The sequence below is a fragment of the Poseidonocella sp. HB161398 genome, from assembly GCF_005870025.1.
Lineage (GTDB): Bacteria > Pseudomonadota > Alphaproteobacteria > Rhodobacterales > Rhodobacteraceae > Mangrovicoccus.
Window position 1 is genome coordinate 1 of sequence record NZ_VATA01000047.1, and the last position, 24,358, is coordinate 24,358.

Here is a 24,358-nt window from a genome sequence, read left to right on the forward strand (position 1 = left end):
CCAGTCGAGCCTGTCGCGCGCAGCCTCGCCCCAGAACCCGTCGGGGTCCGCGATCGAGCGGGCATACATCTCCTGGTACTGCGCCTCGTTCACAAGCGCCGAGGCCTGCACCTCCGCAAGCGGGGGATAAACCCCCTCCGTCTTCTCCAGCATATGTCTCTCCCTAGTCTCCGGATCCGCGCGGCGGACCGGGTGTCCCTCGGTGCCGGGCAGCCCGGCAATCCTCGCGCGGACGGTCGGGCGCCGATCGGGCATTTGCAATGCGTCAATTGCGAAGACCGGCGCTAACACCGCGGCTCTCTGACCAAAGTACGAGACGGATCCGGCTTTTCAACCGGGGTGCGGTCATAAATCATAACCAAAGCGCGACGCGCTTGGCCTATCCAAGCGGCGGGGCGGCCGGCTAGACTGTCCTGCGCCGCGCGGGAGGGCAGGGCGGCAGAGGGCAGGGAGAATTCACATGCCGCGCAGTGCATTGACCGGCACGCGGATCCGCGAGCGGCGGACCTTGATCGGGCTGAAGCAGGCCGAACTGGCCCGCGCGGTGGAGATATCGCCCTCCTACCTGAACCTGATCGAGCACAACCGCCGCCGGATCGCGGGCAAGCTCCTGGCCGAAATCGCCCGCGAGCTGAAGGTCGAGGTGGCGCAGCTGACCCGCGGCGCGGAGGCGGAGCTGCTGGACCAGCTCGGCCAGGCGGCGGCCGACCTGCCGCAGGCCGGGGCCGAGCTCGACCGCAGCGACGAATTCACCGGCCGCTTTCCCGGCTGGGCGGCGCTGGTGCAGGCGCAGCACCGCCGCATCCAGGAATTGCAGGACCGCATCGAGGGGCTGAGCGACCGGCTGAGCCATGACCCGCGGCTGAGCTCGGCGATGCACGAGGTGCTGTCGAAGGCGACCGCGATCCGCTCGGCCGCCTCGATCCTGGTCGAGACCGAGGATATCGACGAGGCCTGGCGCCGCCGCTTCCACCGCAACCTCCATGGCGACAGCCTGGCGCTGGCGGAAAGCGCGCAGGCGCTGACCTCGTTCCTGGACAGCGAGGACGAGGCGCGCGCCGAGGCGGGCACGCCCTGGGAGGAGCTGGAGCTGTTCCTGGAAAGCCAGCGCTTCCACTTCCCCGCGCTCGAGGAGGGCGGGGCGGCGGCAGCGGTTCTGGCCGAGGCGACGGAGCTGTCGCCCCCGGCGCGGGCGCTGGCGCGGCACTATCTGGAACGCTACCGCCGCGAGGCGGGGATGATGCCGCTGGCGCAGGTGACCGCCGCGCTCGGGGCCGGGCTGCCCGATCCGGCGCGGATCGCCTCGGAGCTGGGCCTGCCGGTGGCGACCGTGCTGCGGCGGCTGGCCTCGGCGCCGCAGCTTCCGGGGCAGGATCCGGTCGGGCTGGTCTTCTGCGACGGCACCGGCGCGATCGCGATGCGGAAGCCCACCAACGGGTTCCTCGTGCCAAGGACGGGGCATGCCTGCCCGCTCTGGCCGGTCTACGAGGCGCTGGCGAGCCCCGGCCGCCCGGTGGCGCGGCGGCTGACCCACAGCTCCACCGCGGGCATGCCGGTCGCCGCCTTCGCCGTGGCCGAGCCGCACTGGCCCTATGGCGCGGAGGGGCCCTGCCTCAGCGAGGCCTGGATGATCCTGCTGCCCCAGCCCGAGACGCCGCGGCTGCGCGCGATGCCCGTCGGCAGCGCCTGCCGGGTCTGCGTGCTGGCCGATTGCCGGGCGCGCCAGGAGCCCTCGGTGATGGCGACGGGGCTTTGACTTGGAGGGCCAAAGCAGGGATAACTTGGCCGATAACAAGAACGGACCTGCCCGCGGAGGAGCGAGGATGGGACGACACGTCTTATTGATCGAGGACGAACCCAATATCACCGAAGCGATGCGCTTCATCCTGGCGCGGGACGGCTGGACGGTGTCGAGCCATGCCGACGGCGCGACGGCGGTGAACGCGGTCTCGCGGGCCAAGCCCGACGTGGTGGTTCTGGATGTCATGCTGCCCGGACGCTCGGGCTATGACATCCTGCGCGACCTGCGCGCCAATCCCGATACCGAGGCGCTGCCGGTCATGATGCTGACGGCGCGCGGCCAGGTGCGCGACCGCGAGCGGGCGGAGAGCTTCGGGGTCAGCCATTTCATGACCAAGCCCTTCTCCAACCGCGAGGTGCTCGACACGCTCAACAGCCTTCTGGGCCCATGAGCGCGCCGCGGCCGCCCCTGTTCCTGGAGCGCGAATCCTACCGGCACCGGCGGCTGGTCGATGCCTCGCGCATCGTGCCGGTCTTCGGCATGATCCTGTTCTTCGTGCCGCTTCTGTGGCCGCAGCCCGAAGAGGCCCCGTCCGCGCTGGCCGAGCGCGGCATCTACCTTTTCGTGGCCTGGGGCGGGCTGGTGGCGGCGACGGCGGCGATCTCGGTGCGGCTGCAGTCGCGGCTGCGCGACGAGGCGGGCCCGGCGGGGGAGACGGATGTCCTTTGACCTGCTGGTCTCGGTCTCGCTGGTCTATGTCGGCCTGCTGTTCGTCATCGCCTACTGGGCGGAGCGCCGCGCGCTGAAGGGCGGCGTGCGCTGGCTGCGCTCGCCCTTGGTCTACACGCTGTCGCTGTCGATCTACTGCACCGCCTGGACCTTCTACGGCGCGGTGGGCTATGCCAGCCGCTCGGGGCTCGAATTCCTGACGATCTATATCGGCCCGACGCTGGTGCTGATCGGCTGGTGGTGGTGCCTGCGGAAACTCGTGCGGATCGGCCGGTCGCAGCGGATCACCTCGATCGCCGACCTGATCTCCTCGCGCTACGGCAAGTCGGCGCTGCTCGGCGGCATGGTCACGGTGATCGCGGTGGTGGGCACGACGCCCTATCTGGCGCTGCAGCTGCAATCGGTGACGCTGAGCTTCGGGGTCTTCGCCGAAGGCACCCCCGGCAGCTTCCCGGTCCCCGACCAGCGCGCCACGGCGGTCTGGGTGGCGGTCGGCATGGCGGTCTTCGCGATCCTCTTCGGCACCCGCAATGTCGACGCGAACGAGCGCCATCACGGCGTGGTCACCGCCATCGCGCTCGAGGCGCTGGTCAAGCTCTTCGCGCTGCTCGCGGTGGGCATCTTCATCGTCTGGGGCGTGGCGGGGGGCATCGGCGCGGTGGCGGAGCGGATCAACGCCTCGCCCCTGGCCACGATCCCGCTCGACCGCAGCCGCTGGCTGGCGCTGATCTTCGTCTCGGGCGCGGCGATCCTGGTGCTGCCGCGGATGTTCCAGGTGCTGGTCGTCGAGAACGAGGACGAGCGGCACCTGGCCACCGCCTCCTGGGCCTTCCCGCTCTATCTCGCGGCGATGAGCGTCTTCGTCATCCCGATCGCCGCCGTCGGCATGTCCGAGCTGCCCTCCTGGGCCAATCCCGACCTCTTCGTCCTCACCCTGCCGCTGGCGCATGGCCATGACCTGCTGGCGCTTCTGGCCTTTCTCGGCGGCTTCTCCTCGGCAACCTCGATGGTGATCGTCGCGGCGATCGCGCTGGCGACGATGATCTCGAACCATATCGTGCTGCCGCTCTGGCTGTCCCTGCGCGCCGAGGCGCCGGGCAACCTGCGGCTGGTGCTGCTGACCTCGCGGCGGCTCTCCATCGCGGGCGTGCTGGCCCTGGGCTATGTCTACTATGTCTGGTCGGGCGGCGGGCGCGAGCTGGCGGCGATCGGCTTCGTCAGCTTCACCGGCGTCGTCCAGGTGATGCCCGCGGTGGTCGGCGGCATCTTCTGGCGCGGCGCGACCCGGATCGGGGCGGCGATCGGGGTCAGCCTCGGCGCGCTGGTCTGGGCCTATACGCTCTTCCTGCCGAGCTTCGGGCCCGACGTGATCCTTCCCGCGCGGGTCTTCGCCGAGGGGCCCTTCGGCCTCGGCTGGCTGCGCCCGCACGCGCTCTTCGGCATCGAGGGGCTCGATCCGGTCGTGCATGCGGTGATCTGGTCGATGGCGGTCAACTGCACCGGCTTCCTCCTGGGCTCGATCGCCAGCTTCCCGACGCCGCTGGAGCGGCTGCAGGGGGCGCAGTTCGTCAATGTCTTCGACTATTCCCGCGGTCCGCGCGGCTGGAGCCAGTCCAAGGCCGAGGCCGAGGATCTGCTGATCATGGCGCAGCGCATCCTCGGCCCGCTCGAGGCGCAGGACCTTTTCGCGGAGGAGGCGCGGATCCAGGGCAAGGCGGGCTTCCTGCCCGACACGACGCCGGATTTCCTCGACCGGCTGGAGCGCGAGCTGGCGGGCTCGGTCGGCGCCGCGACGGCCCATGCGATGATCGGCCAGATCGCCATCGGCACCACCGTCTCGGTCGAGGATCTGATGGCGGTGGCCGACGAGGCGGCGCAGATCATGGAGCATTCGATCCAGCTGCAGGCGAAATCCGAGGAGCTCTCGCGCACCGCGCGGCAGCTGCGGGAGGCCAACCAGAAGCTGACCGAGCTTTCGGTGCAGAAGGATTCCTTCCTCGGCCAGATCAGCCACGAGCTGCGCACCCCGATGACCTCGATCCGCGCCTTCTCCGAGATCCTGATGGACGGGGCGGGGATGGAGGCGGAGGAGCGGCAGCGATTCGCGACGATCATCCATGATGAGGCCGAGCGGCTGACCCGGCTGCTGGACGCGCTGCTGGATCTCAGCGTGCTGGAGCATGGCCAGGCCTCGCTGAATTGCGACACGGTGCGCCTGCGCGACGTGATCGCCCGGGCGCTGGCGGCGACCGGCTCGGTGCAGCCGGGGGCGGGGATGGCGATCCGGCGCGACACGCTGGACGAGGACATCCTGATCCATACCGATACCGACCGGCTGGCGCAGGTCTTCATCAACATCATCGCCAATGCCCGCAAGTACTGCGACGCGGCAGAGCCGCAGCTGCGGATCGTCGCGACTCGCCGCGGCGGGTCGGTCGCGATCGATTTCATCGACAATGGCAGCGGCATTCCGGTGCAGAGCCAGAGCGTCATCTTCGAGAAGTTCTGCCGCCTCTCCGACCAGTCGGCCGCCGGCAGCGCCGGGCTCGGACTCGCGATCTGCCGCGAAATCATGCAGAAGCTGGGCGGATCCATCGCGTATCTGCCCGGCCAGGGCGGCGCGGCCTTCCGGGTGACGCTTCCCGTGGGGATTTCCGAGCGCGCAGCGTGAATCGGCATCCCGGACTTCAAGCTTTGGTAACGGCGTTCGGGGCAGTTTGGCCGGGTTAGCAACCATTTTGCCCGCATGAGTTCAGAAACCCACGCCGCCATTCTTCGCAGCATGACCCGCGCCGGACGACCGCCGCCCGAATTCGGCGAGGTCAGCCCGGCCAAGGCGCTGCGCCTGGCGCTGGCCAAATCCGGGCAGGAGATCCTGGAACAGGCAGTGACCGGCTCGGGGATCGAAGAGCTGAAGGTCGGCATTCCCGCCATCCAGAAGGAGCTGCCCGAGAGTGCGCTGGTGCTCGACATGACCGGTCCCGGCGGCTGCCGCGGCCTGGTCGCGCTCGACCGCTCCTGCGTGGCCGCGATCACCGAGGCACTGACCACCGGGCGGATCAGCGGGGGCGAGCTGCCAGAGCGCAAGCCCAGCCGCACCGACGCGCTGCTCTGCCGCAAGTTCCTGGTGATGGTGATGACCGTCTTCGCGGCGCGGCTGGTCGGCCATCCGGATTCGGACTGGGCGACGGGTTTCGTACCGGACGAGCCGGTCTTCGACCTGCGCCGCCTGCCGGTGATCATGGAGGACGTGCCCTACCGGCTCCTGCGGATGGAGACCGATTTCGGCCTCGGCGCGCGGATCGGCCAGGTCTGCATCGTCGTGCCCTGGGCCGGGCCCGCCGCCGTACCGCCGCCGGCGGAGGCCCTGCCGCCCCCGGAAGAAGACGCCGCCGCCTGGTGCGAGGCGCTGGAGGCCGCGATCATGCCCGCGCGGGTCGAGCTCGCCGGCGTGCTCTGCCGCCGGGAAATAACGGTCCGGGACTACGAGGCGCTGGAGGCCGGCAGCCTGATCCGCATCCCGATGTCGTCGATCGCCAATGCCACGCTGGAAACCGCGACGGGACAGAAGATCTTCCGCGGCCGCCTCGGAGAGCTCGACGGCGACCGGGCGCTGAAGGTCGAATGGACGTTCGAGGATGGCGAGGAAGGCGAGACCCTGTCGGCCGCGCAGAACGATGAGGCGGACGAGATGGGGGGCATGGACCTGGCGGATGCGATGTCGAAGGTGCCGCCGGTCGATCTGTCGCTGCCCTCGCTCGAGGACGAGCCGGAGCCCGAGCTTCCGCCGCTGGATCTGGATGCGCTGGAGGCCGGAGAGGGGCTGCCCGATCTCGGCGACGGCGGATTCCCGGCGATGGATCTGGGCGAGTTCAACATGGACGAACTGGACGACCTGCCGGAGACGATCGACTGATCCGGCAGGGGGCCGGGCGCCGCAGCGCCCGGGGTCGGGCTCAGCCGCGCTCGGCGGCGGCCTCGAGATAGGGGCGCAGCCCGCTCAGGTCGTAGCCGGCCTTGCGCGCGGCATCGAGGATCTCGGCCACCGGGATCTGGCCGGCCACGGCCAGGGCCCAGGCCACCGAAGAGCGGTTGCCGGAGCGGCAATAGGCGAAGACCGGACCGCTTGCCGCGGCGATGGCGTCGCGCTGGACCGGAACGGCCTCCTCGCCCAGCGTGCCGCCTTCGACGGGGTTGTCGATGAAGGTCATGCCGGCCGCCTCGACCGCGGGCCGGATCGATTTCGCCTGGTAGATGGGCGGAATCTCGTGATCCGGGCGGTTGCAGATGACGGTGGTGAACCCGGCCGCTTTCAGGGCGGCCACGTCCTCCACGGAAATCTGGGGCGAAACGGCGTAATCGGGCGTGAGATGGGCGATCTGCATGGCCGAATCTTTACCCTTTCGCGGGAAGAGCGTCCAGCTTCCGGCGCGTCCATGGTGTCACAGCCATGCCCGCGATCATCGAGGCCACGAAGAGCCAGACATGCGGGTTGCCGTAGCCGATCGAGGCCATGGCCGGCCCCGGGCAGAGCCCGGCAAGCCCCCAGCCGACCCCGAACATCGCCGAGCCGAGGACCAGGTTGCGGTCGATTACCGGATCGGGCTTCGCCGGGAAGCTGCCGCCGAGCGCGGGCCGGCGGCCTTCGGCATAGCGCCAGGCCAGGAACATCGGCAGAATCGCCCCGCCCAGCACGAAGGCCAGCGTCGGATCCCAGTCGCCGAGAAAGTCGAGCCATCCCTGCACCTTGGCGGGGTTGGTCATGCCCGAGACCATCAGTCCGAGCCCGAAGAGGCCGCCCGAGGCGGCAGCAAGCAGAAGGCGCTTCATCACACTGCTCCCAGCATGTGGCGGAACACGTAGAGGCTGACCGCGCCGGCGGCCAGGTAGACCGCGGTCGCGACGATGCCGCGCAGTGACAGGCGGGAGATGCCGCAGACCCCGTGGCCCGAGGTGCAGCCATTGGCCAGCCGCGTGCCGATGCCTACGAGCAGGCCCGCCGCCACCAGTGCGGCGGCATTGCCGGTCAGCTCGGTCTCGGGCGGCCCGCCGCGCAGCAGCACCGCGATCAGCGGCGCGCCCACGAGCCCGCCGAGAAAGGCGAGGCGCTCGCCCAGATTGCCGCGGCCCGATCCGTCGACCACGCCGCCGATGAGCCCGCTGGCCCCCATGATCCGGCCGTTTCCGAGCAGGAACAGCGCCGCCGCCCCGCCGATCATCAGGCCGCCGACCAGCCCGTAAACCCAGTCCATATACATCACTCGTTTCCGTATCCTGTGAGCACCGGCATCACATAAGACAACGTGAATGTATATTCAATGCGGTTTGAGTTGATCCTGAACAAAGCACGGGACTTTGGATTCGGCTAAAGCTGGGGCACACTCGGCGCGAGGCGAGCCGGAGCGGGAGACTCCGGGTGACTCGGGCGGAGACACGGGTGGCGGGATGCCGTCGCCGCGCATTCGCAAACTGGGGGATGACCATGACGATCGCACTGACGGACCTGCACCGCAGGCTGGAGCAACTGCGCGAGGCCGCGCGGACCGGATCGGAGGATCCGCGGGTGCTCTTCGACGAGGCCCAGGCGCTGATCGACGGGCTTGAGGCGCAGCTGGCGCCAGTGCCTGCGGAACTGCGCGAGCTGGGCGCCGATCTGGAAGCCGGCGTTCTGGAGGATTTCTACGACAACCTGCCGGTCTGAACCTGCCAGTCTGGACCTGCCGGTGTGACACCGCGGCCCTGGGCAGCCCGGGCGTTCCGGGCTTCCCTTCGGACGGGCAGGGCGCTAGAGCGGGGCCATGCTGAAGACCCGTGTCATTCCCTGCCTGGACGTGAAGGACGGCCGCGTCGTCAAGGGCGTCAATTTCGTCGATCTGATCGATGCCGGCGACCCCGTGGAGGCCGCGCGCGCCTATGACGCCGCGGGCGCCGACGAGCTGTGCTTCCTCGATATCAACGCCACCCACGAGAATCGCGGGACGATGTACGATCTCGCGACCCGCACCGCCGAGCAGTGCTTCATGCCGCTGACGATCGGCGGCGGGGTGCGCAGCCATGAAGATGTCCGCGCGCTGCTTCTGGCGGGCGCTGACAAGGTCAGCTTCAACTCCGCGGCCGTGGCCAATCCGGATGTCGTCGCCGAGGCGGCGATGCGGTTCGGCAGCCAGTGCATCGTCGTGGCGATCGACGCCAAGACGGTGGCGCCGGGCCGCTGGGAGATCTTCACCCATGGCGGCCGCCGCACGACCGGCATCGACGCCGTCGAGTTCGCGCATACCGTCGTCGAGAAGGGCGCGGGCGAGATCCTGCTGACGTCGATGGACCGCGACGGCACGCGCTCGGGCTTCAACCTGGAGCTGACCCGCGCGATTTCCGATGCCGTGCCGGTGCCGGTGATCGCCTCCGGCGGGGTCGGCACGCTCGACCATCTGGTCGAGGGCGTCACCAAGGGCGGGGCGAGCGCGGTTCTGGCCGCCTCGATCTTCCATTTCGGCGAATTCACCATCGGCGAGGCCAAGGCGCACATGGCCGCGGCCGGCATTCCCGTGAGGCTGACATGAGCGTTCTCGAAGACCTGGCCGCCACGATCGCGTCGCGCAAGGGCGCCGATCCGGAAAGCTCCTGGACGGCGAAGCTGTTCGCCAAGGGGCCCGACAAATGCGCCGAGAAGTTCGGCGAGGAGGCGGTGGAGGCGATCGTCGCCGCTGCGAAGGACGACCGGGGCAACCTGGTCTACGAGGCGGCGGACGTGCTTTACCACCTGATCGTCATGCTCGAGGCGCGGGACGTGAAGCTGTCCGAAGTGCTCGACGAGCTGGCGCGCCGCCAGGGCACGTCCGGCATCGCCGAGAAGGCGTCGCGGGGCTGATCGCCCCGCAGGGCGGGGGCTAGACCAGCAGCCCCAGCCGCGGAATTTCCTGCTTGGGACAGCGGTCCTGCACCACGTCGATCCCGCGCGCGGTGGCCATCTGCGCCGTCGCCTCGTCGCGCAGCCCCAGCTGCAGCCAGATGGTGCGCAGATGCGGCAGCGCGTAGAGCGCCTCGTCGACGACATCGGGGACATGTTCCAGCCTGCGGAAGACATCGACCATGTCGACGGGGATGTCGCGCGGGATGTCCGTCAGGCTGGCATAGATGGTCTGGCCCAGGAAATCCTGTCCGGCCAGTCCTGGATTCACCGGCACGACCCGTTTCCCCTGGGAGACCAGGAATTGCGACACGTAGTGGCTGGGGCGGTCCGGATTGGCGGAGAAGCCGACGCAGGCGATGATCTCTGTGCGGCGGAGGATCTCGGCAATCTGGGCATCATCTTCGATCATGCGCACAGCCTTAGTCGCTAACACTTCCGGTGGAAAGGCATGGCGCAGGGTTGCGGCAATCGGTCTGCAACAGAAAAGCGCCCGGGGCAGGACCCCGGGCGATAAGTGCGGAACGAGGGACAGTGAAGTCGCGGCAGAGTTCCGGTCTACCGCGCTTGTTTAACAGATAGGGGTTTCCGGCGCTTTGCAAAGAGGGTGCTCGCCGGAACGTGAAGAGCGGCGGTCTCCTGCTAGTCCAAGGTGTCGAACAGCGCCCCGGCTGCCTTGCGGATGAGCGTATTCCGCAATTTCCGGGCGTGTTTCCGCCGCTTGCATTCGTCCCTGGGGGGCATTCCGGCGGGCGGCGGCAGCGGCTGCATCCGGCGGGGGGCCTTCGGGCGCCGGGCGGGCCTGCCCCCGGCGTCGCGCCTTGAGGTCCGCCAGCGGCGCGCCGCAGCCGACCAGGTCGTGGAGGTCGGCGCCGGCAAGGACCAGCGCCTCTTGCCGGCTGCAGGTGGCGATGCGCGCCGCGCTTACCCGCGCCCGGCCATCGCATAGAGCCCGACCGCCGCCGCATTCGAGACGTTCAGCGACCCGAACTCGCCCGCGAAGGGCACGCGCGCCATGATCTGGCAGGTCTCGCGGGTGCGGTCGCGCAGGCCCGGCCCCTCGGCGCCGAGCACCAGCACGACGGGCTCGCCCGCGCAGGCCGAGACCGCCTCGGCGAGGGTGTGGTCGGCCTCGCCGTCCAGGCCGACCGCGCGGTAGCCCATGCCGATCAGCGTCTCGAGCGTGTCCGAAAGGTTCTTCACCCGGATATAGGGCTGGCGCTCCAGCGCGCCGCAGGCGGTCTTGGCCAGGGCGCCGGTCTCGGGTGCGGAGTGGCGCGAGGGGGCGATCACCGCACGGGCGCCGAAGACCTCGGCCGAGCGCAGGATGGCGCCGACATTATGCGGGTCGGTCACCCGGTCGAGCGCGACGACCAGCGGCGGCTGGCCGCCCAGCCGGCAGACCTCCTCGACGGAGCCCCAGTCCAGCGGCTTCACCTCGACGGCTGCGCCCTGGTGGACGGAGCCCGGATCGAGCGGCACCGGGAACTTGCGGGCATCGGCGATCTCCGGCTCGATCCCGGCGCCGGGCAGGGCGTCGGCCAGCCGGTCGGCGGCATTCCTGGTCAGCACGAGCCGCAGCTTCTCGCGCAGCGGGTTGGAGAGCGCATCGCGCACCGCATGGATGCCGAACATCCAGAAGGTCTCGGCGGCGGCGGCTCGGCGCGAGCGCTCTTTCTCGATCACCCATTGGGGTTTTTTCATGTCTGTTTTCCCGGCGTTGCGGCTTTCCGGACAGATGCGGGAGAGGGGATGCAAGGGCAAGCGAAATTCCTGAAAATTCCTGCTTGACCCCCCCCGCGGCTATATGTAGATCACCCCCCACGTCAGGGCGACGAGCTGCAAGGTGCGGCAGCGGACTGTAACTCCGCCGGGGAGACCCACGCCTGGTTCGATTCCAGGGTCGCCCACCACTTCCCCTTGGGGAAGTGGCGGGTTCCCGGAATGACATCGGTTGATCCCAATTCCTGCCCCCAGTTGCCGTGGGAATCAAGCGGTTTTCCTGCTATCGTCTCCGCCGTTGCGGCAGGCCTGCCCGTCTGCCGAAATCGCGTGCGTGACGGAGTGCTGCCGATGTCCCTGCTTGCCGATCTTTCCTCGACCCTCTTCGACCGCCGCTATCTCCGCGTCCGGCGCGAGAAGCGCAACGGCCGCTCGATCGAGGACATGTGCAACGACCTGCTGACCTCGCGCGGCGATGTCTCGGGCGTGGCGCTGGCCTCCACCGTGCTCGACGCCTATGCCGCGCTCGACCGGGCAGGGCGGCTGGACTTCTTCCGCTACCTGGCCAGCGAGCTTGATATCGACACCGCGGCGCTGGCCGAGGCGGTCGCGGCCTATGCCGACGGCCAGGATCCGGGCGACTACCGGCGGATGATGGCGCTGGCCGAGCCCCGCCGCCAGGAGCTGGCGCGGCGCATGAACCAGGTGCCGGGCGCCACCCACCAGCTGGTGCAGATGCGCTGCGACCTGATGGACGCGCTGCGCGAGGCGCCCGAGCTGGCCCGGCTCGACATGGATTTCCGCCATCTCTTCAAGTCCTGGTTCAACCGCGGCTTCCTGGTCCTGCGGCCGATCAACTGGGAGAGCCCGGCGCATATCCTGGAGAAGATCATCGCCTATGAAGCGGTCCACGCGATCCACAGCTGGGACGACCTGCGCCGCCGCCTGCAGCCCGCCGACCGGCGCTGCTTCGCCTTCTTCCACCCCGCCATGCCGGACGAGCCGCTGATCTTCGTCGAGGTGGCGCTGACCAAGGGCGTGGCCGGCTCGATCCAGGGCGTGCTGAGCGAGGGGCGCCGCCAGATCGACGCGGGCGAGGCCGACACCGCGGTGTTCTACTCGATCTCCAACTGCCAGAAGGGGCTTGCCGGGATCAGCTTCGGCAATTCGCTGATCAAGCAGGTGGCCGAGGATCTGGGCCGCGACTTGCCGGGGCTGAAGACCTTCGTGACGCTCTCGCCGATCCCGACGCTGATGAAATGGGTGTCCGCCGAGGGCCGCATGGCCGAGGCCGCCACCCCCGAGGGGCTGCGGCGGCTGGCGGCGCATTACCTGGCCGAGGCCAAGCGGCCCGACGGGCTGCCGATGGATCCGGTTGCGCGCTTCCACCTGGGCAATGGCGCGATCCTGCACGATGTCCATGCCGGGGCCGACACCTCGGAGAACGGCATGGCGCAGTCGGGCGGGGCGATGGTCAACTACCTCTACGACCTGGCGAAAGTGTCCCGCAATCACGAGGCCTTCGCCCAGGGCGGCAAGGTGGCGGCCTCGGGGCCGATCACCGCGCTGGCCAAGCAGGGCCAGCCGCCCGCGCCCAAGGCGGCCTGAGCCGGGTTTTCCTTGACTCAAGGGCAGCGCTGCGGTTTCGCGGAAACATGAGACTGCCGCGCATCTTCCGTTCGGCGCTGCTCCTGGCGCTGTCCGCCGGGGCAGCCGCCGCGCAGGTCTCCGACCCCGCCGAGCCGACCCTGCCGCTCTGGGAACTGGGGCTCGGCGCCGTGGGCCGGGTCGAAACCAGCTATCCCGGCGCCGATAGCTACCGGCTGCGCGGCTCTCCGGTGCCCTACGTGAAATACCGCGGCCGGTTCCTGGAACTCGGCGGCGACGAGGCGCTGCGGCTGATCCCCCTGCGCACCGAGCGCTTCGAGCTGGGCGTCAGCCTCGACAGCTCGGCTCGGGTGGCCAACCGCGTGACCTCGCTCGGCAATGTCGTGCCGGATGTCGACGCGCTGGCCGAATTCGGCCCCGAGCTGATCTACCGCGCGGCGGAGCCGGGCAGGCTCGCCGGAGGCCGCCTGCCGGGCCAGCTGGAGCTGCTGGTCCAGGCGCGCGGCGTCTTCTCGGTCTCGGACTGGTCGCGGATCGGCTACGAGGGCGCGCTGCTGCGCCCGGCGATCCGCTACCGCCAGTTCGGCGTGCTGCGCCCGGGCAGCCGCATCCAGGCCGGCCTCGGCCCGGTCTTCGTCAGCCAGGGCGTGCAGGCGGAATACTACGAGGTCGCGCCAGGCCCCGGACAGCCGGGCTACGAGGCCAGGGGCGGCTATCTGGGCACCGAGGCGCGCGTCGCGATCCGCTATCCGCTGACCGGGCGGCTGACGCTGTTCGGCGGACTGACCGCCAGCTATCTGGGCGGTGCGGTCAACCGCGACAGCCCGCTGATGAATTCCGACTGGGATGGCGGGGCCTATATCGGCGTCACCTATTCGATCTTCCAGAGCAAGCGGCGCACGACGCGCGACCGCTGATCCGGGGCCGCCGTGCGTCCGGGAACTTCGCGGGGCGGACCCGCGTTCTCCTTTTACCCAAGGCGTTCCAGCGCGACGCTGGCGCACCCGCCGCTGCCCGGTTCCCGCGTTCCGCGCAGCCGGCCGGGTCCCGTCCCGAGTGACCTTGTCCCCAGTTGACGCTGAAACGCTCAAAGAACGGAGACACGCCATGAAATACGGATGGAGACTTCTGCTCATTCCGCTCTGGGCGCTCTGCATTGCCGGAGCGGCCCTGACCGCCTTCCTTGCGGCGGGCTGGATCGGCTGGCCGGCCTTCGCGCTGGCCGCGGTGATCGGCCTGGCGCTCGGGATCCCGGGCGGGCTGTGGAACACCCGCAAGATCCGGCGGGACGACCCTGCCTGGCCCTGAGCCTGGTCAGGGCGGCAACTGCGATGCGCCCCTGCCGCAACAGGGGCGCAGGCGCGGCTAGCCCGCGAGACGGCGGGCGATGTCCTCGGCAAGCTGCTGGATGGCCTGGCCATGGGCGCGGGCGCGCTCGGCGGTGCCGGCATTCTCGGGCAGCGGCACGACGATGTCGAACCGCCCGCCGCGGTCGCGCAGGCTGCTGACCACCGGCGAGATCGCATAGGCGCCGGCGAGTTCCAGCCGGCCGGTCTCCGAGGCCAGGAACCGCTCCACCGTGACATTGACCGAGACGGCCGGCAGGTCGGAGAAGGGCCAGGGATCGGCCGCGACCCGCGCGCCGGTGATGGCGGCGAGGTTGCGCACCAGCGCCAGCGTCGCGCCGCGCTCGGGCGTGTCGGCCCAGACCTCCTTGGGATCGGTCGTGACCGAGCCGTCGGCCTGCAGCAGCGCGATCCCGTCGGCAGCCGAGGCGTATTGCGGCAGCGAGATGCTGCGCACCTCGATCGAGCTGACCCGCGGCGCGAGCCGCATCTGCGAGGTGGGCGCGTCCAGCAGGAACTGCGTCGGCGGCGTGGTGCAGGCGGCCGCTCCGAGGAGCAGCAGCAGCGGCAGGATGGTGGTTGTCTTCATGGATCAGCGCCCCCGTATCAGCGCGGCAGGATTGCGTTCGATGGTGCGGGCCAGCGATGTGACGGCCCGCGCGGCCTCGCGCATGTCGTTGATGGCGGCCAGCGTCTGGACGTTGAACCGCGAGCGGTCGCCATAGGTGGCCAGAAGCGACTCGCCGGTCGTGACCAGGCCGTTCAGCCTTGCGCTGAGCTCCGGCAGGGTCGCGGCCGCGGCCGAGAGCGCATCGGCGGCATCGGCGGCCGATTGCAGCGTCGCGTTGACGTTCTCGACGGTGCCGCCCTCGCGCAGCTCGGTCAGGCTGGCCGTCAGCTCGCCGAGCGCGGCGTTGAGCGATCCGGGCAGCGCGCGGGTCTCCGGCTGGTTCAGGAGCGAGTCGGTGGAGTTCAGCAGCTGGTCGGCCGAGCTCGCCAGGTCCTCGAGCGGCAGCGAATCCGCCTTTGCCACCAGATCGGAGATCTGGCCGCGCAGCTCGGGCAGCCCGTCGACCGTCTGCTCCACCGAGGCGGTGATCGCGTCGAGCCGCTCGAGCGCGGCCATCAGCGATCCCACCCCGTCGGAGCTGTTCACCTGGTCGATCACCTCGCGCAGGCTCGAGACCGCGGCGGAGAGCTCGCCCGGCAGCTGCTGGACGCCCTCGGAGGCGATCAGCCCGCGGGCATCGCCGAGCGCGCCGTTGATCGTGCCGGGCAGCGCCTGGGTTTCGGGCGAGGCGGCGAGCGCGGCCAGCGACTCCGCCGTGCTGGTGGCCGAGTCGACCAGCGGCTGCAGGTCGAGCGCCTGCACCTTGCCCATCACGTCCGAAAGCTGCGCGCGCAGCGCGGGCAGGCCGTCGGCGGTCTCCTGGATCGAAGCGGCGATGCCGTCGAGCCGCTCGAGCGCGGCCAGCGCCTCGCCGAGCCCCTCGGAGTCGCGCACCTTGTCGAGGATGTCGGTCGCCGCGGCAACGGCGGCATCGGCGCGGGCGGGCAGGGACTGCATCCCGTCCGAGGCCAGCAGTGTCTGCGCCTCCTGCAGCACCGCGCGCAGATCGCCGGGCAGGGCCCGGGTCTCGGGCGAATTGGCCACCTGCGCGACCGCGTCGAGCGTTTCCTGCGCGCTGTCGACCAGCCCCTGCAGCTGCAGGTCGGCGACGCTCTGGGTGGCGCTCTGCGCCGATTCCATCAGCGGCGCGAGCTGCTTCGCCGCCGCGTCGAGCTCGGCCAGCATCGAGTCGACCCGCTCGAGATTCTCGCCGCTGCCGACCTGCGAGATCACCTGGCGCAGATCGGCCACCGCGGCCGAGACATCGGCCATCAGCGGCTCCACATCGAAGGCGTCGACCTTGCTCTTCGCGCTGTCGAGCATGCCGACCACCGCCTGCGGCACTTCCTGGATGCCGGGCGAGCTGATCAGCGTGTTGGCATTGTCGATCAGCCGGGTGATGCTGGAGACCAGATCCTCCACTGGCAGTGCGGCGATGCGGTCGGCGATCCCCTGGGCCGAGGCGTTGAGGCTGCTGACATCGACCGGGGCGGCGGGAATGACCGGATAGCCGTCCTCGGTCTCCTCCATCGCGTCCGGTCCGCGCCCGGAATGCTCTGCCAGCACGATCTTCAGCCCGCCGGAGAACAGGCTCTGCACCGTCAGCTCGGCGCGCAGCCCGCCGGAGACCTGCTCGGCGATATAGCTGCGGACGTCGTCGTCGGAGGCATCGTCCGCCAGGCCCAGCGGCTGGGCACGCAGGCCGATATCGACCCGCAGCCGCGGCTGGCCGTCATGGGTGTCATCGGCGACGTTGCTCATGGCCAGCACCTGGCCGACCTGGACGCCGGACATCTCGATCGGCGCACCGGGCTCCAGCCCGCCGAGCGCCCCTTCGAAGATGGTGGAGAAGATCACCTCGTCGGCGCGCTCCTCGGGGGCGATGCTGCTCATCGCGGTCTCTTCGTCGGTATAGACGGTGAAGGTCGCGTCCTCGCCCACGGCATTGCCGGGCAGGCCCATCGTGCCGAAGGTCACGCCGCCCTCGATCAGCGAGGCGATGTTGCCGACATCCAGCCGCAGCCCGCCCGGGCCGACATTGACCGAGAAGCCGCTGATCGACCAGAAGCGCGAATTGGTGGTGACCAGGGCGTCATAGGGCGCGCGGATGAAAGCATGGGCGGTGACGCCCGAGCCGTCCGGGGCCAGCTGCGGCTCCTCGAGCTCGCCCACCGTGACGCCGCGGAAGACGACCGGCGCGCCGGCCTGGATGCGCCCGCCCTGCAGCGCCTTGAGCGTGACGACCGTGCCTTCCTCGCCCGAGCGCACCAGGGGCGGGGTGTCGCTGCCGGTGAAGCGGCGCTGCGGTTCGCCGCGCGTGCTGTCCCAGCTGCCCTCGATGAAGATCCCCGACAGCACCGTGTCGAGCCCGCTGACCCCGCGCGCTGTCACCTGCGGCTGGACGATCCAGAATTTCGCGTCGGCATCGACGAAGTCGGCCACCGACTTGTCGAGCCGGATATGGGCGATCACCGCCGTGAGGTCGTCATTGAAGCTCAGCCTCTCGACCGTGCCCACCGTCAGCGAGCGGTATTTCAGCTGGGTCTGCCCCGCCACCAGCCCGCTGGCCTGGGTGAAGGAGACCTCGATCAGCGGCCCGCGCGAGGCGTAGGTCTGCCAGGCGATGAACAGCGCGATGGCCACCGCCGCCAGGGGCACCACCCAGACGACCGAGAAGCGGAAGCCGCCCCTGCCGCCAGCGTCGCGGATCTCCATGCCGGGAAAATCGTCATTCATGTCTGGGCTGCTCGCTCGCGTCGTAGATGAGGCGCGGATCCAGGGCCTGGGCAGAGAGCATCGTGAACCCGACCGAGGCGGCGAAGGAGACCGCCGCGATGCCGGGATGGATGCTGACCACGACCGAGAACTGGACCAGGGCCGAAAGGATGGCGACCACGAAGACGTCGATCATCGACCAGCGGCCGATGAATTCGACGACGTCATGGACGCGGTGAAGCTGGTGGGCGGAGACCGACCCGCGCGGCCGCCGGATCGCCACGGCAATCCAGGCAATCGCCATGAACTTGGCAAGCGGAATGCAGATCGAGGCGAAGAAGACGACGAAGGCGACGAAATAGGCGTGGTGCTGCACCAGCTCGACCACCCCGCCCAGGATCGTCGAGGCCATTTCGCTGCCCAGCATGTCGGTCTTCATCATCGGGAAGAGATTGGCCGGGATATAGGCGATGATGCCCGCGCACCACCAGGCCCAGACCCGCTGCAGGCTGTCATGGCTGCGGCTCGACAGCGCGCTGCCGCAGACGCCGCAGGTCCTCGTGCCCGCGGGCCAGACATGGGTGCAGTGGCGGCAGGCCACCAGCCCGGCGGCGCGGGCGGTCAGGAGGCTCTGAGAATGTGCCACAGGGTTCTCTCGCAGGTGACGGCGTCCTTGGCGGCCAGCAGCAGCGCGACCGCGGCGAAGGCCCAGAAGGCGGGGCCGAAGCTGATCGTGGCCAGGTCGGCGACCTTGACCATGGCGACGGCGACCCCGACCATGAAGATCTCGGCCATCGACCAGGGGCGCAGCTGGACATTCAGCCGGAAGGCGGTGCGCGCGCCGGGCCAGGCGCGGCCGCCGAAGACCAGCGGCAGGGTGACATAGACCAGCAGCAGCAGCCGCAGCGTCGGCAGGAGCAGGATCAGCACCGCGATGGCGAGGCTGAGCGGCGCCATGTCGTCGACCGCGTAGCTCGAGACCGCGTCGATCACCGAGGCCTGGGCGGTCAGCCCGTTCGCGTTCATGGTCAGGAAGGGATAGTCGAGCGCGATGGTCATCAGCGCCAGCGCGGCCAGCGCCAGCGCCAGCACCGTGCGGATCGCTCCCGGCCGCGGCGCGAACAGCACCGTTCCGCAGCGCGCGCAGCTTGCGGTCTGCCGCGGACCCGGCGGCGCGAAGCGGTAGAGCGCATCGCAGGTCGGGCAGGCGACCAGCTCTGCGGGGTCGGGATGTCTGCTGCTCATGCCTCAACCATCGGGAAGCCGGAGGGGGCTGTCAAAGCCATATAGGCATTTCGGCGTCCCGGGGCGCGGCGCGCGCCTGCGGAGTGACATTCGGCCGCGATCCGGGGCGGGATGGCGCCGCCCGCGCGGAGAGCCGCGCAGCGGGCTTGCAACCGGCGCGAGCGCGGCGCGGGCCACCGGCTCAGCGCCCCGCCGGCGCATCCCGCCAGCGTCCCGGATCCAGCCCGTCGAGGGACCAGCGGCCGATCTGCGCCCGGATCAGCCGCAGGGTGGGATGCCCGATCGCCGCGGTCATCCGCCGGACCTGGCGGTTGCGGCCCTCGGTGATGGTCAGTTCCAGCCAGCTGTCGGGCACCGATTTGCGCACCCGGATCGGCGGATCGCGCTGCCAGAGCCCCCCGGGCGCCGGGATGGCGCGGGCCCTGGCCGGGCGGGTCGGCCCGTCCTTCAGCGTCACGCCACTGGCCAGCGCGGCGATCGCGTCTTCGCCGGGAACGCCCTCGACCTGGACCCAGTAGGTCTTCGGCGTCTTGTGCCGCGGATCGGCCAGCCGTGCCTGCAGCCGCCCGTCATCGGTCAGCACCATCAGCCCTTCGCTGTCCTTGTCGAGCCGTCCGGCCGGATAGACGCCGGGCAGATCGATGAAGGCCGAGAGCGTCGGCGAGGGTGAGGACGCGGTCGAGCTGTCGGTGAATTGCGACAGCACGCCGAAAGGCTTGTTGAAGAGGATCGTGCGGGCCATGGGGCGCGGCTAGCAGGTTGGCCGGGCCGGCTCAAGCGTGCTCAAGTCCGCCGGCCGCGCCCCCGCGCTCAGTCGTCGCCCAGAAGCGTCGGTCCCGCTTCGCCAGGCAGGCGGCCGGCCAGCTCCGCCGGGTCGGGCAGCTCGTAGGCATAGGGCGGGTCCCAGTCGACCGTGGCGCGCAGCGGCTTTTCGGGGTTGGCGGCATTGTAGAGCGCCACCAGATCGGCCGGGGCGCCATTCACCAGCGAGCCGCGGTCCTCGATCATCTCGCCCTTGTAGGATTTCACGATCTGCGCCGGATCGATCCCCTCGGGCAGGACGAAGGCATTGGCCTCGGACAGCAGCCGCGACTGCTTGCCCGCGCCGAGCGCGTAGTCGAAGGCATAGGGCCCCTCGGCCGAGGGGGTGAAGAGATTGCCGAAGACATGCACCTCGCCGAAGCGGACGCGGGGCAGGCGCTGGCGGACATTGTCGTACCAGTTGCCCGCGAGCGTGACCTTGAGCCGTCCCAGATCCTCGGTGCGGCTGTCGGAGGAGCCGATGATATGGGTCTTGTCGTGGTCGAAGAAATGGCTCGCGGTGATGGTGACGTAGCTGGCGCCGTTCTTGATGTCGATCAGCCCGTCGTGATGCTGGTGGACGCGGCCGAAGACCGGCGGGATCGCGTCATCCGGGCGCGCCCCGTCCGAGAAGGCGGCATGGTCGATCCAGACATGGGTGGTCCCGTCCTCGATCGCGATCAGGTCGTATTCGGCATTCCAGTTGCCCTGGCTGCCATCGGTGGCGTCCCATTGCGGGAAGAAGTCCCAGCTGTCCTCGAAGGCGATGTTGCGGATGATGACGTTCTCGACGCCCTTGAGCAGCAGCGTGCCGCCCGCAAGCGTCGCGCCGGGCAGGCCGATCAGCGTCTTGTTGGAGCCGACGCGGATCATGCCATGGGCCTTCTGCGCCTGTTCGGAGCGCTCGCGCGCCTCTTCCAGCGGGCCTTCGGGCTCGCGGTCGCGGCCATAGCTTTCGGGATCGTAGGTGGCGATATAGGCGGCTTCGTCGTAATCCGTATCGGCGAAATCCGCGGCGCCCTGCGGGCGGCCCGCGTCGTCGGCGGTCAGGTCGATCCGGCCCGCGATGACGATCACCGCCGGATCGGCATTGGCGGCATTCTCCAGGTTCTGGCCGCCGAGCGCCGCCACCAGTTCGGCGCGGCTCGTGACCACCACGGGCGCGGCGGTGCCGCCGCCGGTGGTGCCGCCCTCTTCGGTGGCCCAGCCGAGTGGCGCGGGCATGGCCGCAAGTGCCTTCAGCGCATCGGAAACGGGCGCCTCCGCCGCGGCCGGAAGCGCGGCCGCCGTGGCCAGAAGGGCAATCAGAGTTCGTGACATTCGGTCCTCCCCGAGTTCGGTGTCTCCTCGGGTGTCACGCTAGTATGCCAGATTCACCGGTCCAATGGCGGAAAGCGGATGGACGAAACCGCAGGTCGGGAGGCTATTCGGCGGCCTCGCGGCGGCGCATCGGCATGCCGTCGACCAGGTCGATGATCTCCTGCGCGGAGACCGGCGCGGCAGCGCGCAGCTTGACCCCGCCATCCTTGCCCACCAGCAGCAGCGCGGCATCCTCGGCGCCGATCCCCCGGCGCAGCTCGCTGCCCGCGGCGGGATCGGTATCGGCGAGCACCACCATGTCGCGCTCGGCCAGTTCCTCTGCGGCGGCCTCCAGCGCCTCGATCTGCGCCTGGTAGCGCGGATCCGCGGCATCCGGGGCGAAGACCAGGATGGGGCGGCTGTCCCCGCGGTAGCGCTCGAGCGCGGCTTCGCTGGCAGGGGCGGCCCCTTCGGGGATTTCGGCCTGGGCCAGGGCGGGCAGGGCGAGCGAGCCCAGAAGGGCGGTCAGTCGGAGCGGGTGCAGCATGGGTCGGAGCCTCCTTTGCCGCATAGCTAGCGCGCCACGGCAGGGCGCCAGCGGCGGCGCGGACACGAAACCGTGTGCGCGAGGCGAGCGCGGAGGCCCCGGCGCGGGGGCCGGGGCGGGACGGCGCGGGGTGCCGGACGACGGCGCCGTGCTGCCGCGGGGCAAGAAGAAACCCCCGGCCGCGCGGGCCGGGGGCGTGTCTGTTCGCTCAGGTCGGGAGGCCGCGCTCAGCGGTTCTCGACATCCGTGTAGTCGCGCTGCGCGGCGCCGACATAGAGCTGGCGCGGACGGCCGATCTTCTGTGCCGGATCGCCCAGCATTTCCTTCCACTGCGAGATCCAGCCGACGGTGCGCGACAGCGCGAAGATCGGCGTGAACATCGAGGTCGGGAAGCCCATGGCCTCCAGGATGATGCCGGAATAGAAGTCGACATTCGGGAAGAGCTTCTTGTCGATGAAGTAAGGGTCTTCCAGAGCGGTCTTTTCGAGTTCCTTGGCGACCTGCAGGATCGGGTTGTTGTGGACGCCGAGCAGCTCCAGCACCTCGTCCGCCGATTCCTTCATCACGGTCGCGCGCGGATCGCGGTTCTTGTAGACCCGGTGGCCGAAGCCCATCAGGCGGAAGGGATCGTTCTTGTCCTTCGCGCGGGCGATGAATTCCGGGATCCGGTCGACGGAGCCGATTTCCTTCAGCATCTCGAGGCAGGCCTGGTTGGCGCCGCCATGGGCGGGGCCCCAGAGGCAGGCGATGCCGGCCGCGATGCAGGCGAAGGGGTTCGCGCCCGAGGAGGAGGCCAGGCGCACCGTCGAGGTGGAGGCGTTCTGCTCGTGATCCGCATGCAGCGTGAAGATGCGGTCCATGGCGCGGCTGAGGATCGGGTTGACCTCGTATTCCTCGGCGGGAACCGCGAAGCACATCCGCAGGAAGTTCGACGCGTAGTCCAGGTCGTTGCGCGGATACACGAAGGGCTGGCCGACATGGTACTTGTAGGCCCAGGCCGCGATGGTCGGCATCTTCGCGATCAGGCGGATCGAGGCGACCTCGCGCTGCCAGGGATCGGAGATGTCGGTCGAGTCATGGTAGAAGGCCGACATCGCGCCGACGATCCCCACCATGATCGCCATCGGATGCGCGTCCCGGCGGAAGCCGGAGAAGAAGTTGCGCATCTGCTCGTGCAGCATGGTGTGGTTGGTCACGCGGCTCTCGAAATCCTCGAGCTGCGCTCCGGTGGGCAGTTCGCCGTAGAGCAGCAGGTAGCAGACTTCGAGGAAGTGCGACTTGCTGGCCAGCTGGTCGATCGGATAGCCGCGGTGCAGCAGCACGCCCTCTTCGCCATCGATGAAGGTGATGGTCGACTCGCAGGACGCGGTGGAGGTGAATCCCGGATCGTAGGTGAACACGTCGCCCTGGGCGTAGAGCTTGCGGATGTCGATCACATCCGGGCCCAGCGTGGGCGACATCATCGGCAGTTCCACGGTCTTGTCCCCGAAGGTCAGGGTCGCGGTCTTCGCCGGTTGCGCAGTATCAGGCATTGGCATCCCTCCTTTGCCGACCTGTCCCCCGGAGCGGGCGGACAGGCGATGGGTATGTCTTGCGCCGGCCGGGTCAGTCCCGGCCAGTGGATAATACGTCTCCGAGGCGGGCGAGAGTCTCCTCACGGCCCAGTACGAGCATCATATCGTAGACGCTCGGGGTCACAGTGCGACCTGCCAGCGCGGCCCTGAGCGGTCCGGCCAGCTTGCCAAATTTCAGTTCCCGAGGGTCCATGAAGTCGGCGATCGCCGCCTCCAGATCATTGCGGGTCCAGCTAGCACTTTGCAGCTGCGGCGTCAATTCGGCCAGTATACCAATGGATACTGCATCCAGCGCCTTCGCTGCCTTGTCGTCTGCCGCGAGCGGGCGGGATGCGAGGGCAAAATGCGCCTTTTCCAGCAGATCGGTCAGGGTTTTTGCCCGGTCTTTGAGGCAATACATCGCAGAAGAGAGCAGGTTCCGTTGCGTCTGCGACAGTTCGGGCTGTGCAGTTGCAGAAAGAAATGCCTCGATCTCCTCCAGAAGTGCCGCATCTTCCATCATCGCGATATGCTGGCCCGACACATTTTCGAGCTTCTTGAAATCGAACCGGGCAGGCGCCTTGTTCATGCCGTCGAAGCCGAACCAGTCCAGCGCCTGGGCAGTGGTGAAGACCTCGTCGTCGCCATGGCTCCAGCCGAGCCGCGTGAGGTAGTTGCGTAGCCCCTCCACCGGGTAGCCCATGGCGCGGTATTCCTCGACGCCGAGCGCGCCGTGGCGCTTCGACAGCTTCTTGCCGTCGGGGCCGTGGATCAGCGGGATATGCGCCCAGACCGGCAGGTCCCAGCCCATCGCGGCATAGATCTGGCCCTGGCGCGCGGCATTGGCGAGGTGGTCGTCGCCGCGGATCACATGGGTGACGCCCATGTCATGGTCGTCGACCACCACCGCCAGCATGTAGGTCGGCGTGCCGTCCGAGCGCAGCAGGACCATGTCGTCGAGCTGGTCGTTGCGGAAGGTGACCGTGCCCTGGACCTCGTCCTCGATCACGGTCTGGCCCTCGCGCGGCGCCTTCAGCCGCACCACATAGGGCGCGTCGGGCCAGGTCGCGGGATCGGCATCGCGCCAGGGCGACTGGAACAGCGTCGAGCGCCCCTCGGCGCGCGCGGCGTCGCGGAAGGCCTGGATCTCCTCCTGGGTGGAATAGCAACGATAGGCATGGCCGTTCGCCAGCATCTCCAGCGCGACCTCGGCATGGCGCGGCGCGCGCTCGAACTGGCTGATGATCTCGCCGTCATGGTCGAGCTTCAGCCATCTCATGCCTTCGATGATCGCGGCGGTCGCCTCGGGGGTGGAGCGTGCGCGGTCGGTATCCTCGATCCGGAGCAGGAACTTGCCGCCGCGGCCGCGGGCATAGAGCCAGTTGAACAGCGCAGTGCGCGCGCCGCCGATATGCAGGAAACCGGTGGGCGAGGGGGCGAACCTCGTCACGACGGGGGCGTCAGCCATGATCGGACCTCGTGTCTTGCTCGATTGAGCGCCGGTTTAATCCCTGTGCCCGACCGGGTAAAGCGAC

The 24,358-nt window shown here is 69.4% G+C and carries 26 protein-coding genes and 1 tRNA gene; 12 read left to right on the forward strand and 15 right to left on the reverse strand.

The features are described from left to right. The coding region (locus FGX59_RS39830) for an acetyl-coenzyme A synthetase N-terminal domain-containing protein (RefSeq protein ID WP_370296317.1) at positions 1 to 255 on the reverse strand (255 nt) is incomplete at its 3' end. 205 nt (positions 256 to 460) lie between these two features. Between FGX59_RS39830 and FGX59_RS26490 the strand changes: the two genes are divergently transcribed. From FGX59_RS26490 to FGX59_RS26510, 5 genes are all read left to right on the forward strand, one after another. Then, a complete protein-coding gene (locus tag FGX59_RS26490) occupies positions 461 to 1,756 on the forward strand; it encodes a helix-turn-helix domain-containing protein (protein WP_138470139.1) in 1,296 nt (431 codons plus the stop codon). A gap of 67 nt (positions 1,757 to 1,823) precedes the next feature. Further along, positions 1,824 to 2,192 (forward strand): response regulator transcription factor, encoded by a 369-nt coding sequence (locus tag FGX59_RS26495; protein ID WP_138470140.1) that lies wholly within the window; start codon positions 1,824 to 1,826, stop codon positions 2,190 to 2,192. Beyond that, the gene (locus FGX59_RS26500) at positions 2,189 to 2,470 is read left to right on the forward strand and encodes a hypothetical protein (RefSeq protein WP_138470141.1); all 282 of its coding nucleotides are present in this window, start codon (positions 2,189 to 2,191) and stop codon (positions 2,468 to 2,470) included. The genes FGX59_RS26495 and FGX59_RS26500 overlap by 4 nt, the downstream gene beginning before the upstream one ends. Next, a complete protein-coding gene (locus tag FGX59_RS26505; protein WP_138470142.1) occupies positions 2,460 to 5,141 on the forward strand; it encodes an ATP-binding protein in 2,682 nt (893 codons plus the stop codon). Before FGX59_RS26500 ends, FGX59_RS26505 begins: the two co-directional genes overlap by 11 nt. Before the next feature lie 75 nt (positions 5,142 to 5,216). Further along, positions 5,217 to 6,386: a FliM/FliN family flagellar motor switch protein gene (locus FGX59_RS26510; protein ID WP_138470143.1), complete on the forward strand. Its 1,170-nt coding sequence runs from the start codon at positions 5,217 to 5,219 to the stop codon at positions 6,384 to 6,386. 40 nt (positions 6,387 to 6,426) lie between these two features. Here FGX59_RS26510 and FGX59_RS26515 read toward each other — a convergent pair whose 3' ends face one another. From FGX59_RS26515 to FGX59_RS26525, 3 genes are read right to left on the reverse strand one after another with little or no spacing between them, the layout of a single operon-like run. After that, positions 6,427 to 6,855 (reverse strand): TIGR01244 family sulfur transferase, encoded by a 429-nt coding sequence (locus FGX59_RS26515; RefSeq protein WP_138470144.1) that lies wholly within the window; start codon positions 6,853 to 6,855, stop codon positions 6,427 to 6,429. 10 nt (positions 6,856 to 6,865) lie between these two features. Beyond that, on the reverse strand, positions 6,866 to 7,300 hold the full coding sequence (locus FGX59_RS26520; protein WP_138470145.1) for a YeeE/YedE family protein: 435 nt from the start codon (positions 7,298 to 7,300) through the stop codon (positions 6,866 to 6,868). Continuing rightward, positions 7,300 to 7,728 (reverse strand): YeeE/YedE family protein, encoded by a 429-nt coding sequence (locus FGX59_RS26525; RefSeq protein WP_138470146.1) that lies wholly within the window; start codon positions 7,726 to 7,728, stop codon positions 7,300 to 7,302. The genes FGX59_RS26520 and FGX59_RS26525 overlap by 1 nt, the downstream gene beginning before the upstream one ends. A 224-nt stretch (positions 7,729 to 7,952) precedes the next feature. Here FGX59_RS26525 and FGX59_RS26530 point away from each other — a divergent pair, with 224 nt between their 5' ends. The 3 genes from FGX59_RS26530 (at position 7,953) to FGX59_RS26540 (ending at position 9,338) form a co-directional block, all read left to right on the forward strand. After that, positions 7,953 to 8,171: a hypothetical protein gene (locus FGX59_RS26530; protein WP_138470147.1), complete on the forward strand. Its 219-nt coding sequence runs from the start codon at positions 7,953 to 7,955 to the stop codon at positions 8,169 to 8,171. Between the two features lie 97 nt (positions 8,172 to 8,268). After that, positions 8,269 to 9,030 (forward strand): imidazole glycerol phosphate synthase subunit HisF, encoded by a 762-nt coding sequence (gene hisF, locus FGX59_RS26535; protein WP_138470148.1) that lies wholly within the window; start codon positions 8,269 to 8,271, stop codon positions 9,028 to 9,030. Continuing rightward, positions 9,027 to 9,338 (forward strand): phosphoribosyl-ATP diphosphatase, encoded by a 312-nt coding sequence (locus FGX59_RS26540; protein WP_138470149.1) that lies wholly within the window; start codon positions 9,027 to 9,029, stop codon positions 9,336 to 9,338. The genes hisF and FGX59_RS26540 overlap by 4 nt, the downstream gene beginning before the upstream one ends. A 19-nt stretch (positions 9,339 to 9,357) precedes the next feature. Here FGX59_RS26540 and FGX59_RS26545 read toward each other — a convergent pair whose 3' ends face one another. Then, positions 9,358 to 9,789, reverse strand: a complete 432-nt coding sequence (locus FGX59_RS26545; RefSeq protein ID WP_138470150.1) for a CoA-binding protein — start codon at positions 9,787 to 9,789, stop codon at positions 9,358 to 9,360. 512 nt (positions 9,790 to 10,301) lie between these two features. Beyond that, complete coding sequence (rlmB, locus tag FGX59_RS26550; protein ID WP_138470151.1) at positions 10,302 to 11,081, reverse strand: 23S rRNA (guanosine(2251)-2'-O)-methyltransferase RlmB; 780 nt, start codon at positions 11,079 to 11,081, stop codon at positions 10,302 to 10,304. A 125-nt stretch (positions 11,082 to 11,206) separates the two neighbouring features. Between rlmB and FGX59_RS37805 the strand changes: the two genes are divergently transcribed. The 4 genes from FGX59_RS37805 to FGX59_RS26565 all read left to right on the forward strand — a co-directional run bounded on the left by FGX59_RS37805 (position 11,207) and on the right by FGX59_RS26565 (position 14,015). Further along, positions 11,207 to 11,290 (forward strand) — tRNA-Tyr (locus FGX59_RS37805). A 160-nt stretch (positions 11,291 to 11,450) separates the two neighbouring features. Further along, positions 11,451 to 12,707, forward strand: a complete 1,257-nt coding sequence (locus tag FGX59_RS26555) for a malonyl-CoA decarboxylase (protein ID WP_138470152.1) — start codon at positions 11,451 to 11,453, stop codon at positions 12,705 to 12,707. Between the two features lie 47 nt (positions 12,708 to 12,754). After that, complete coding sequence (locus FGX59_RS26560; RefSeq protein ID WP_138470153.1) at positions 12,755 to 13,624, forward strand: MipA/OmpV family protein; 870 nt, start codon at positions 12,755 to 12,757, stop codon at positions 13,622 to 13,624. Positions 13,625 to 13,814: 190 nt separating this feature from the next. Then, on the forward strand, positions 13,815 to 14,015 hold the full coding sequence (locus tag FGX59_RS26565; protein WP_138470154.1) for a hypothetical protein: 201 nt from the start codon (positions 13,815 to 13,817) through the stop codon (positions 14,013 to 14,015). Positions 14,016 to 14,072: 57 nt separating this feature from the next. Here FGX59_RS26565 and FGX59_RS26570 read toward each other — a convergent pair whose 3' ends face one another. From FGX59_RS26570 to gltX, 9 genes are all read right to left on the reverse strand, one after another. After that, entirely contained in the window at positions 14,073 to 14,642 is a 570-nt protein-coding gene (locus FGX59_RS26570) for a membrane integrity-associated transporter subunit PqiC (protein ID WP_138470155.1), read from the reverse strand. Between the two features lie 3 nt (positions 14,643 to 14,645). Continuing rightward, positions 14,646 to 17,399: a PqiB family protein gene (locus FGX59_RS26575; RefSeq protein WP_138470156.1), complete on the reverse strand. Its 2,754-nt coding sequence runs from the start codon at positions 17,397 to 17,399 to the stop codon at positions 14,646 to 14,648. Beyond that, the gene (locus FGX59_RS26580; protein ID WP_240722727.1) at positions 17,392 to 18,024 is read right to left on the reverse strand and encodes a paraquat-inducible protein A; all 633 of its coding nucleotides are present in this window, start codon (positions 18,022 to 18,024) and stop codon (positions 17,392 to 17,394) included. The genes FGX59_RS26575 and FGX59_RS26580 overlap by 8 nt, the downstream gene beginning before the upstream one ends. After that, on the reverse strand, positions 18,000 to 18,623 hold the full coding sequence (locus FGX59_RS26585) for a paraquat-inducible protein A (protein ID WP_138470157.1): 624 nt from the start codon (positions 18,621 to 18,623) through the stop codon (positions 18,000 to 18,002). Before FGX59_RS26585 ends, FGX59_RS26580 begins: the two co-directional genes overlap by 25 nt. Positions 18,624 to 18,804: 181 nt before the next feature. Then, positions 18,805 to 19,365, reverse strand: coding sequence for a pseudouridine synthase (locus FGX59_RS26590; protein WP_138470158.1), 561 nt, complete (start codon positions 19,363 to 19,365; stop codon positions 18,805 to 18,807). 68 nt (positions 19,366 to 19,433) lie between these two features. Next, on the reverse strand, positions 19,434 to 20,744 hold the full coding sequence (locus tag FGX59_RS26595; RefSeq protein WP_138470159.1) for a polysaccharide lyase family 1 protein: 1,311 nt from the start codon (positions 20,742 to 20,744) through the stop codon (positions 19,434 to 19,436). A 103-nt stretch (positions 20,745 to 20,847) separates the two neighbouring features. Next, the gene (locus FGX59_RS26600; protein WP_138470160.1) at positions 20,848 to 21,270 is read right to left on the reverse strand and encodes a DUF4174 domain-containing protein; all 423 of its coding nucleotides are present in this window, start codon (positions 21,268 to 21,270) and stop codon (positions 20,848 to 20,850) included. A gap of 227 nt (positions 21,271 to 21,497) precedes the next feature. Further along, positions 21,498 to 22,802, reverse strand: coding sequence for a citrate synthase (gltA, locus tag FGX59_RS26605; protein ID WP_138470161.1), 1,305 nt, complete (start codon positions 22,800 to 22,802; stop codon positions 21,498 to 21,500). Positions 22,803 to 22,875: 73 nt separating this feature from the next. After that, positions 22,876 to 24,291, reverse strand: coding sequence for a glutamate--tRNA ligase (gene gltX, locus FGX59_RS26610; RefSeq protein ID WP_138470162.1), 1,416 nt, complete (start codon positions 24,289 to 24,291; stop codon positions 22,876 to 22,878). Between the last annotated feature and the right edge of the window lie 67 nt (positions 24,292 to 24,358).

Excerpts from the sequence above, each read along its gene's own strand:
- FGX59_RS26490 (WP_138470139.1), top strand. The coding sequence starts at position 461 with ATGCCGCGCAGTGCATTGACCGGCACGCGGATCCGCGAGCGGCGGACC.
- FGX59_RS26495 (WP_138470140.1), top strand. The coding sequence starts at position 1,824 with ATGGGACGACACGTCTTATTGATCGAGGACGAACCCAATATCACCGAA.
- FGX59_RS26500 (WP_138470141.1), top strand. The coding sequence starts at position 2,189 with ATGAGCGCGCCGCGGCCGCCCCTGTTCCTGGAGCGCGAATCCTACCGG.
- FGX59_RS26505 (WP_138470142.1), top strand. The coding sequence starts at position 2,460 with ATGTCCTTTGACCTGCTGGTCTCGGTCTCGCTGGTCTATGTCGGCCTG.
- FGX59_RS26510 (WP_138470143.1), top strand. The coding sequence starts at position 5,217 with ATGAGTTCAGAAACCCACGCCGCCATTCTTCGCAGCATGACCCGCGCC.
- FGX59_RS26515 (WP_138470144.1), bottom strand. The coding sequence starts at position 6,855 with ATGCAGATCGCCCATCTCACGCCCGATTACGCCGTTTCGCCCCAGATT.
- FGX59_RS26520 (WP_138470145.1), bottom strand. The coding sequence starts at position 7,300 with ATGAAGCGCCTTCTGCTTGCTGCCGCCTCGGGCGGCCTCTTCGGGCTC.
- FGX59_RS26525 (WP_138470146.1), bottom strand. The coding sequence starts at position 7,728 with ATGTATATGGACTGGGTTTACGGGCTGGTCGGCGGCCTGATGATCGGC.
- FGX59_RS26530 (WP_138470147.1), top strand. The coding sequence starts at position 7,953 with ATGACGATCGCACTGACGGACCTGCACCGCAGGCTGGAGCAACTGCGC.
- hisF (WP_138470148.1), top strand. The coding sequence starts at position 8,269 with ATGCTGAAGACCCGTGTCATTCCCTGCCTGGACGTGAAGGACGGCCGC.
- FGX59_RS26540 (WP_138470149.1), top strand. The coding sequence starts at position 9,027 with ATGAGCGTTCTCGAAGACCTGGCCGCCACGATCGCGTCGCGCAAGGGC.
- FGX59_RS26545 (WP_138470150.1), bottom strand. The coding sequence starts at position 9,789 with ATGATCGAAGATGATGCCCAGATTGCCGAGATCCTCCGCCGCACAGAG.
- rlmB (WP_138470151.1), bottom strand. The coding sequence starts at position 11,081 with ATGAAAAAACCCCAATGGGTGATCGAGAAAGAGCGCTCGCGCCGAGCC.
- FGX59_RS26555 (WP_138470152.1), top strand. The coding sequence starts at position 11,451 with ATGTCCCTGCTTGCCGATCTTTCCTCGACCCTCTTCGACCGCCGCTAT.
- FGX59_RS26560 (WP_138470153.1), top strand. The coding sequence starts at position 12,755 with ATGAGACTGCCGCGCATCTTCCGTTCGGCGCTGCTCCTGGCGCTGTCC.
- FGX59_RS26565 (WP_138470154.1), top strand. The coding sequence starts at position 13,815 with ATGAAATACGGATGGAGACTTCTGCTCATTCCGCTCTGGGCGCTCTGC.
- FGX59_RS26570 (WP_138470155.1), bottom strand. The coding sequence starts at position 14,642 with ATGAAGACAACCACCATCCTGCCGCTGCTGCTGCTCCTCGGAGCGGCC.
- FGX59_RS26575 (WP_138470156.1), bottom strand. The coding sequence starts at position 17,399 with ATGAATGACGATTTTCCCGGCATGGAGATCCGCGACGCTGGCGGCAGG.
- FGX59_RS26585 (WP_138470157.1), bottom strand. The coding sequence starts at position 18,623 with ATGAGCAGCAGACATCCCGACCCCGCAGAGCTGGTCGCCTGCCCGACC.
- FGX59_RS26590 (WP_138470158.1), bottom strand. The coding sequence starts at position 19,365 with ATGGCCCGCACGATCCTCTTCAACAAGCCTTTCGGCGTGCTGTCGCAA.
- FGX59_RS26595 (WP_138470159.1), bottom strand. The coding sequence starts at position 20,744 with ATGTCACGAACTCTGATTGCCCTTCTGGCCACGGCGGCCGCGCTTCCG.
- FGX59_RS26600 (WP_138470160.1), bottom strand. The coding sequence starts at position 21,270 with ATGCTGCACCCGCTCCGACTGACCGCCCTTCTGGGCTCGCTCGCCCTG.
- gltA (WP_138470161.1), bottom strand. The coding sequence starts at position 22,802 with ATGCCTGATACTGCGCAACCGGCGAAGACCGCGACCCTGACCTTCGGG.
- gltX (WP_138470162.1), bottom strand. The coding sequence starts at position 24,291 with ATGGCTGACGCCCCCGTCGTGACGAGGTTCGCCCCCTCGCCCACCGGT.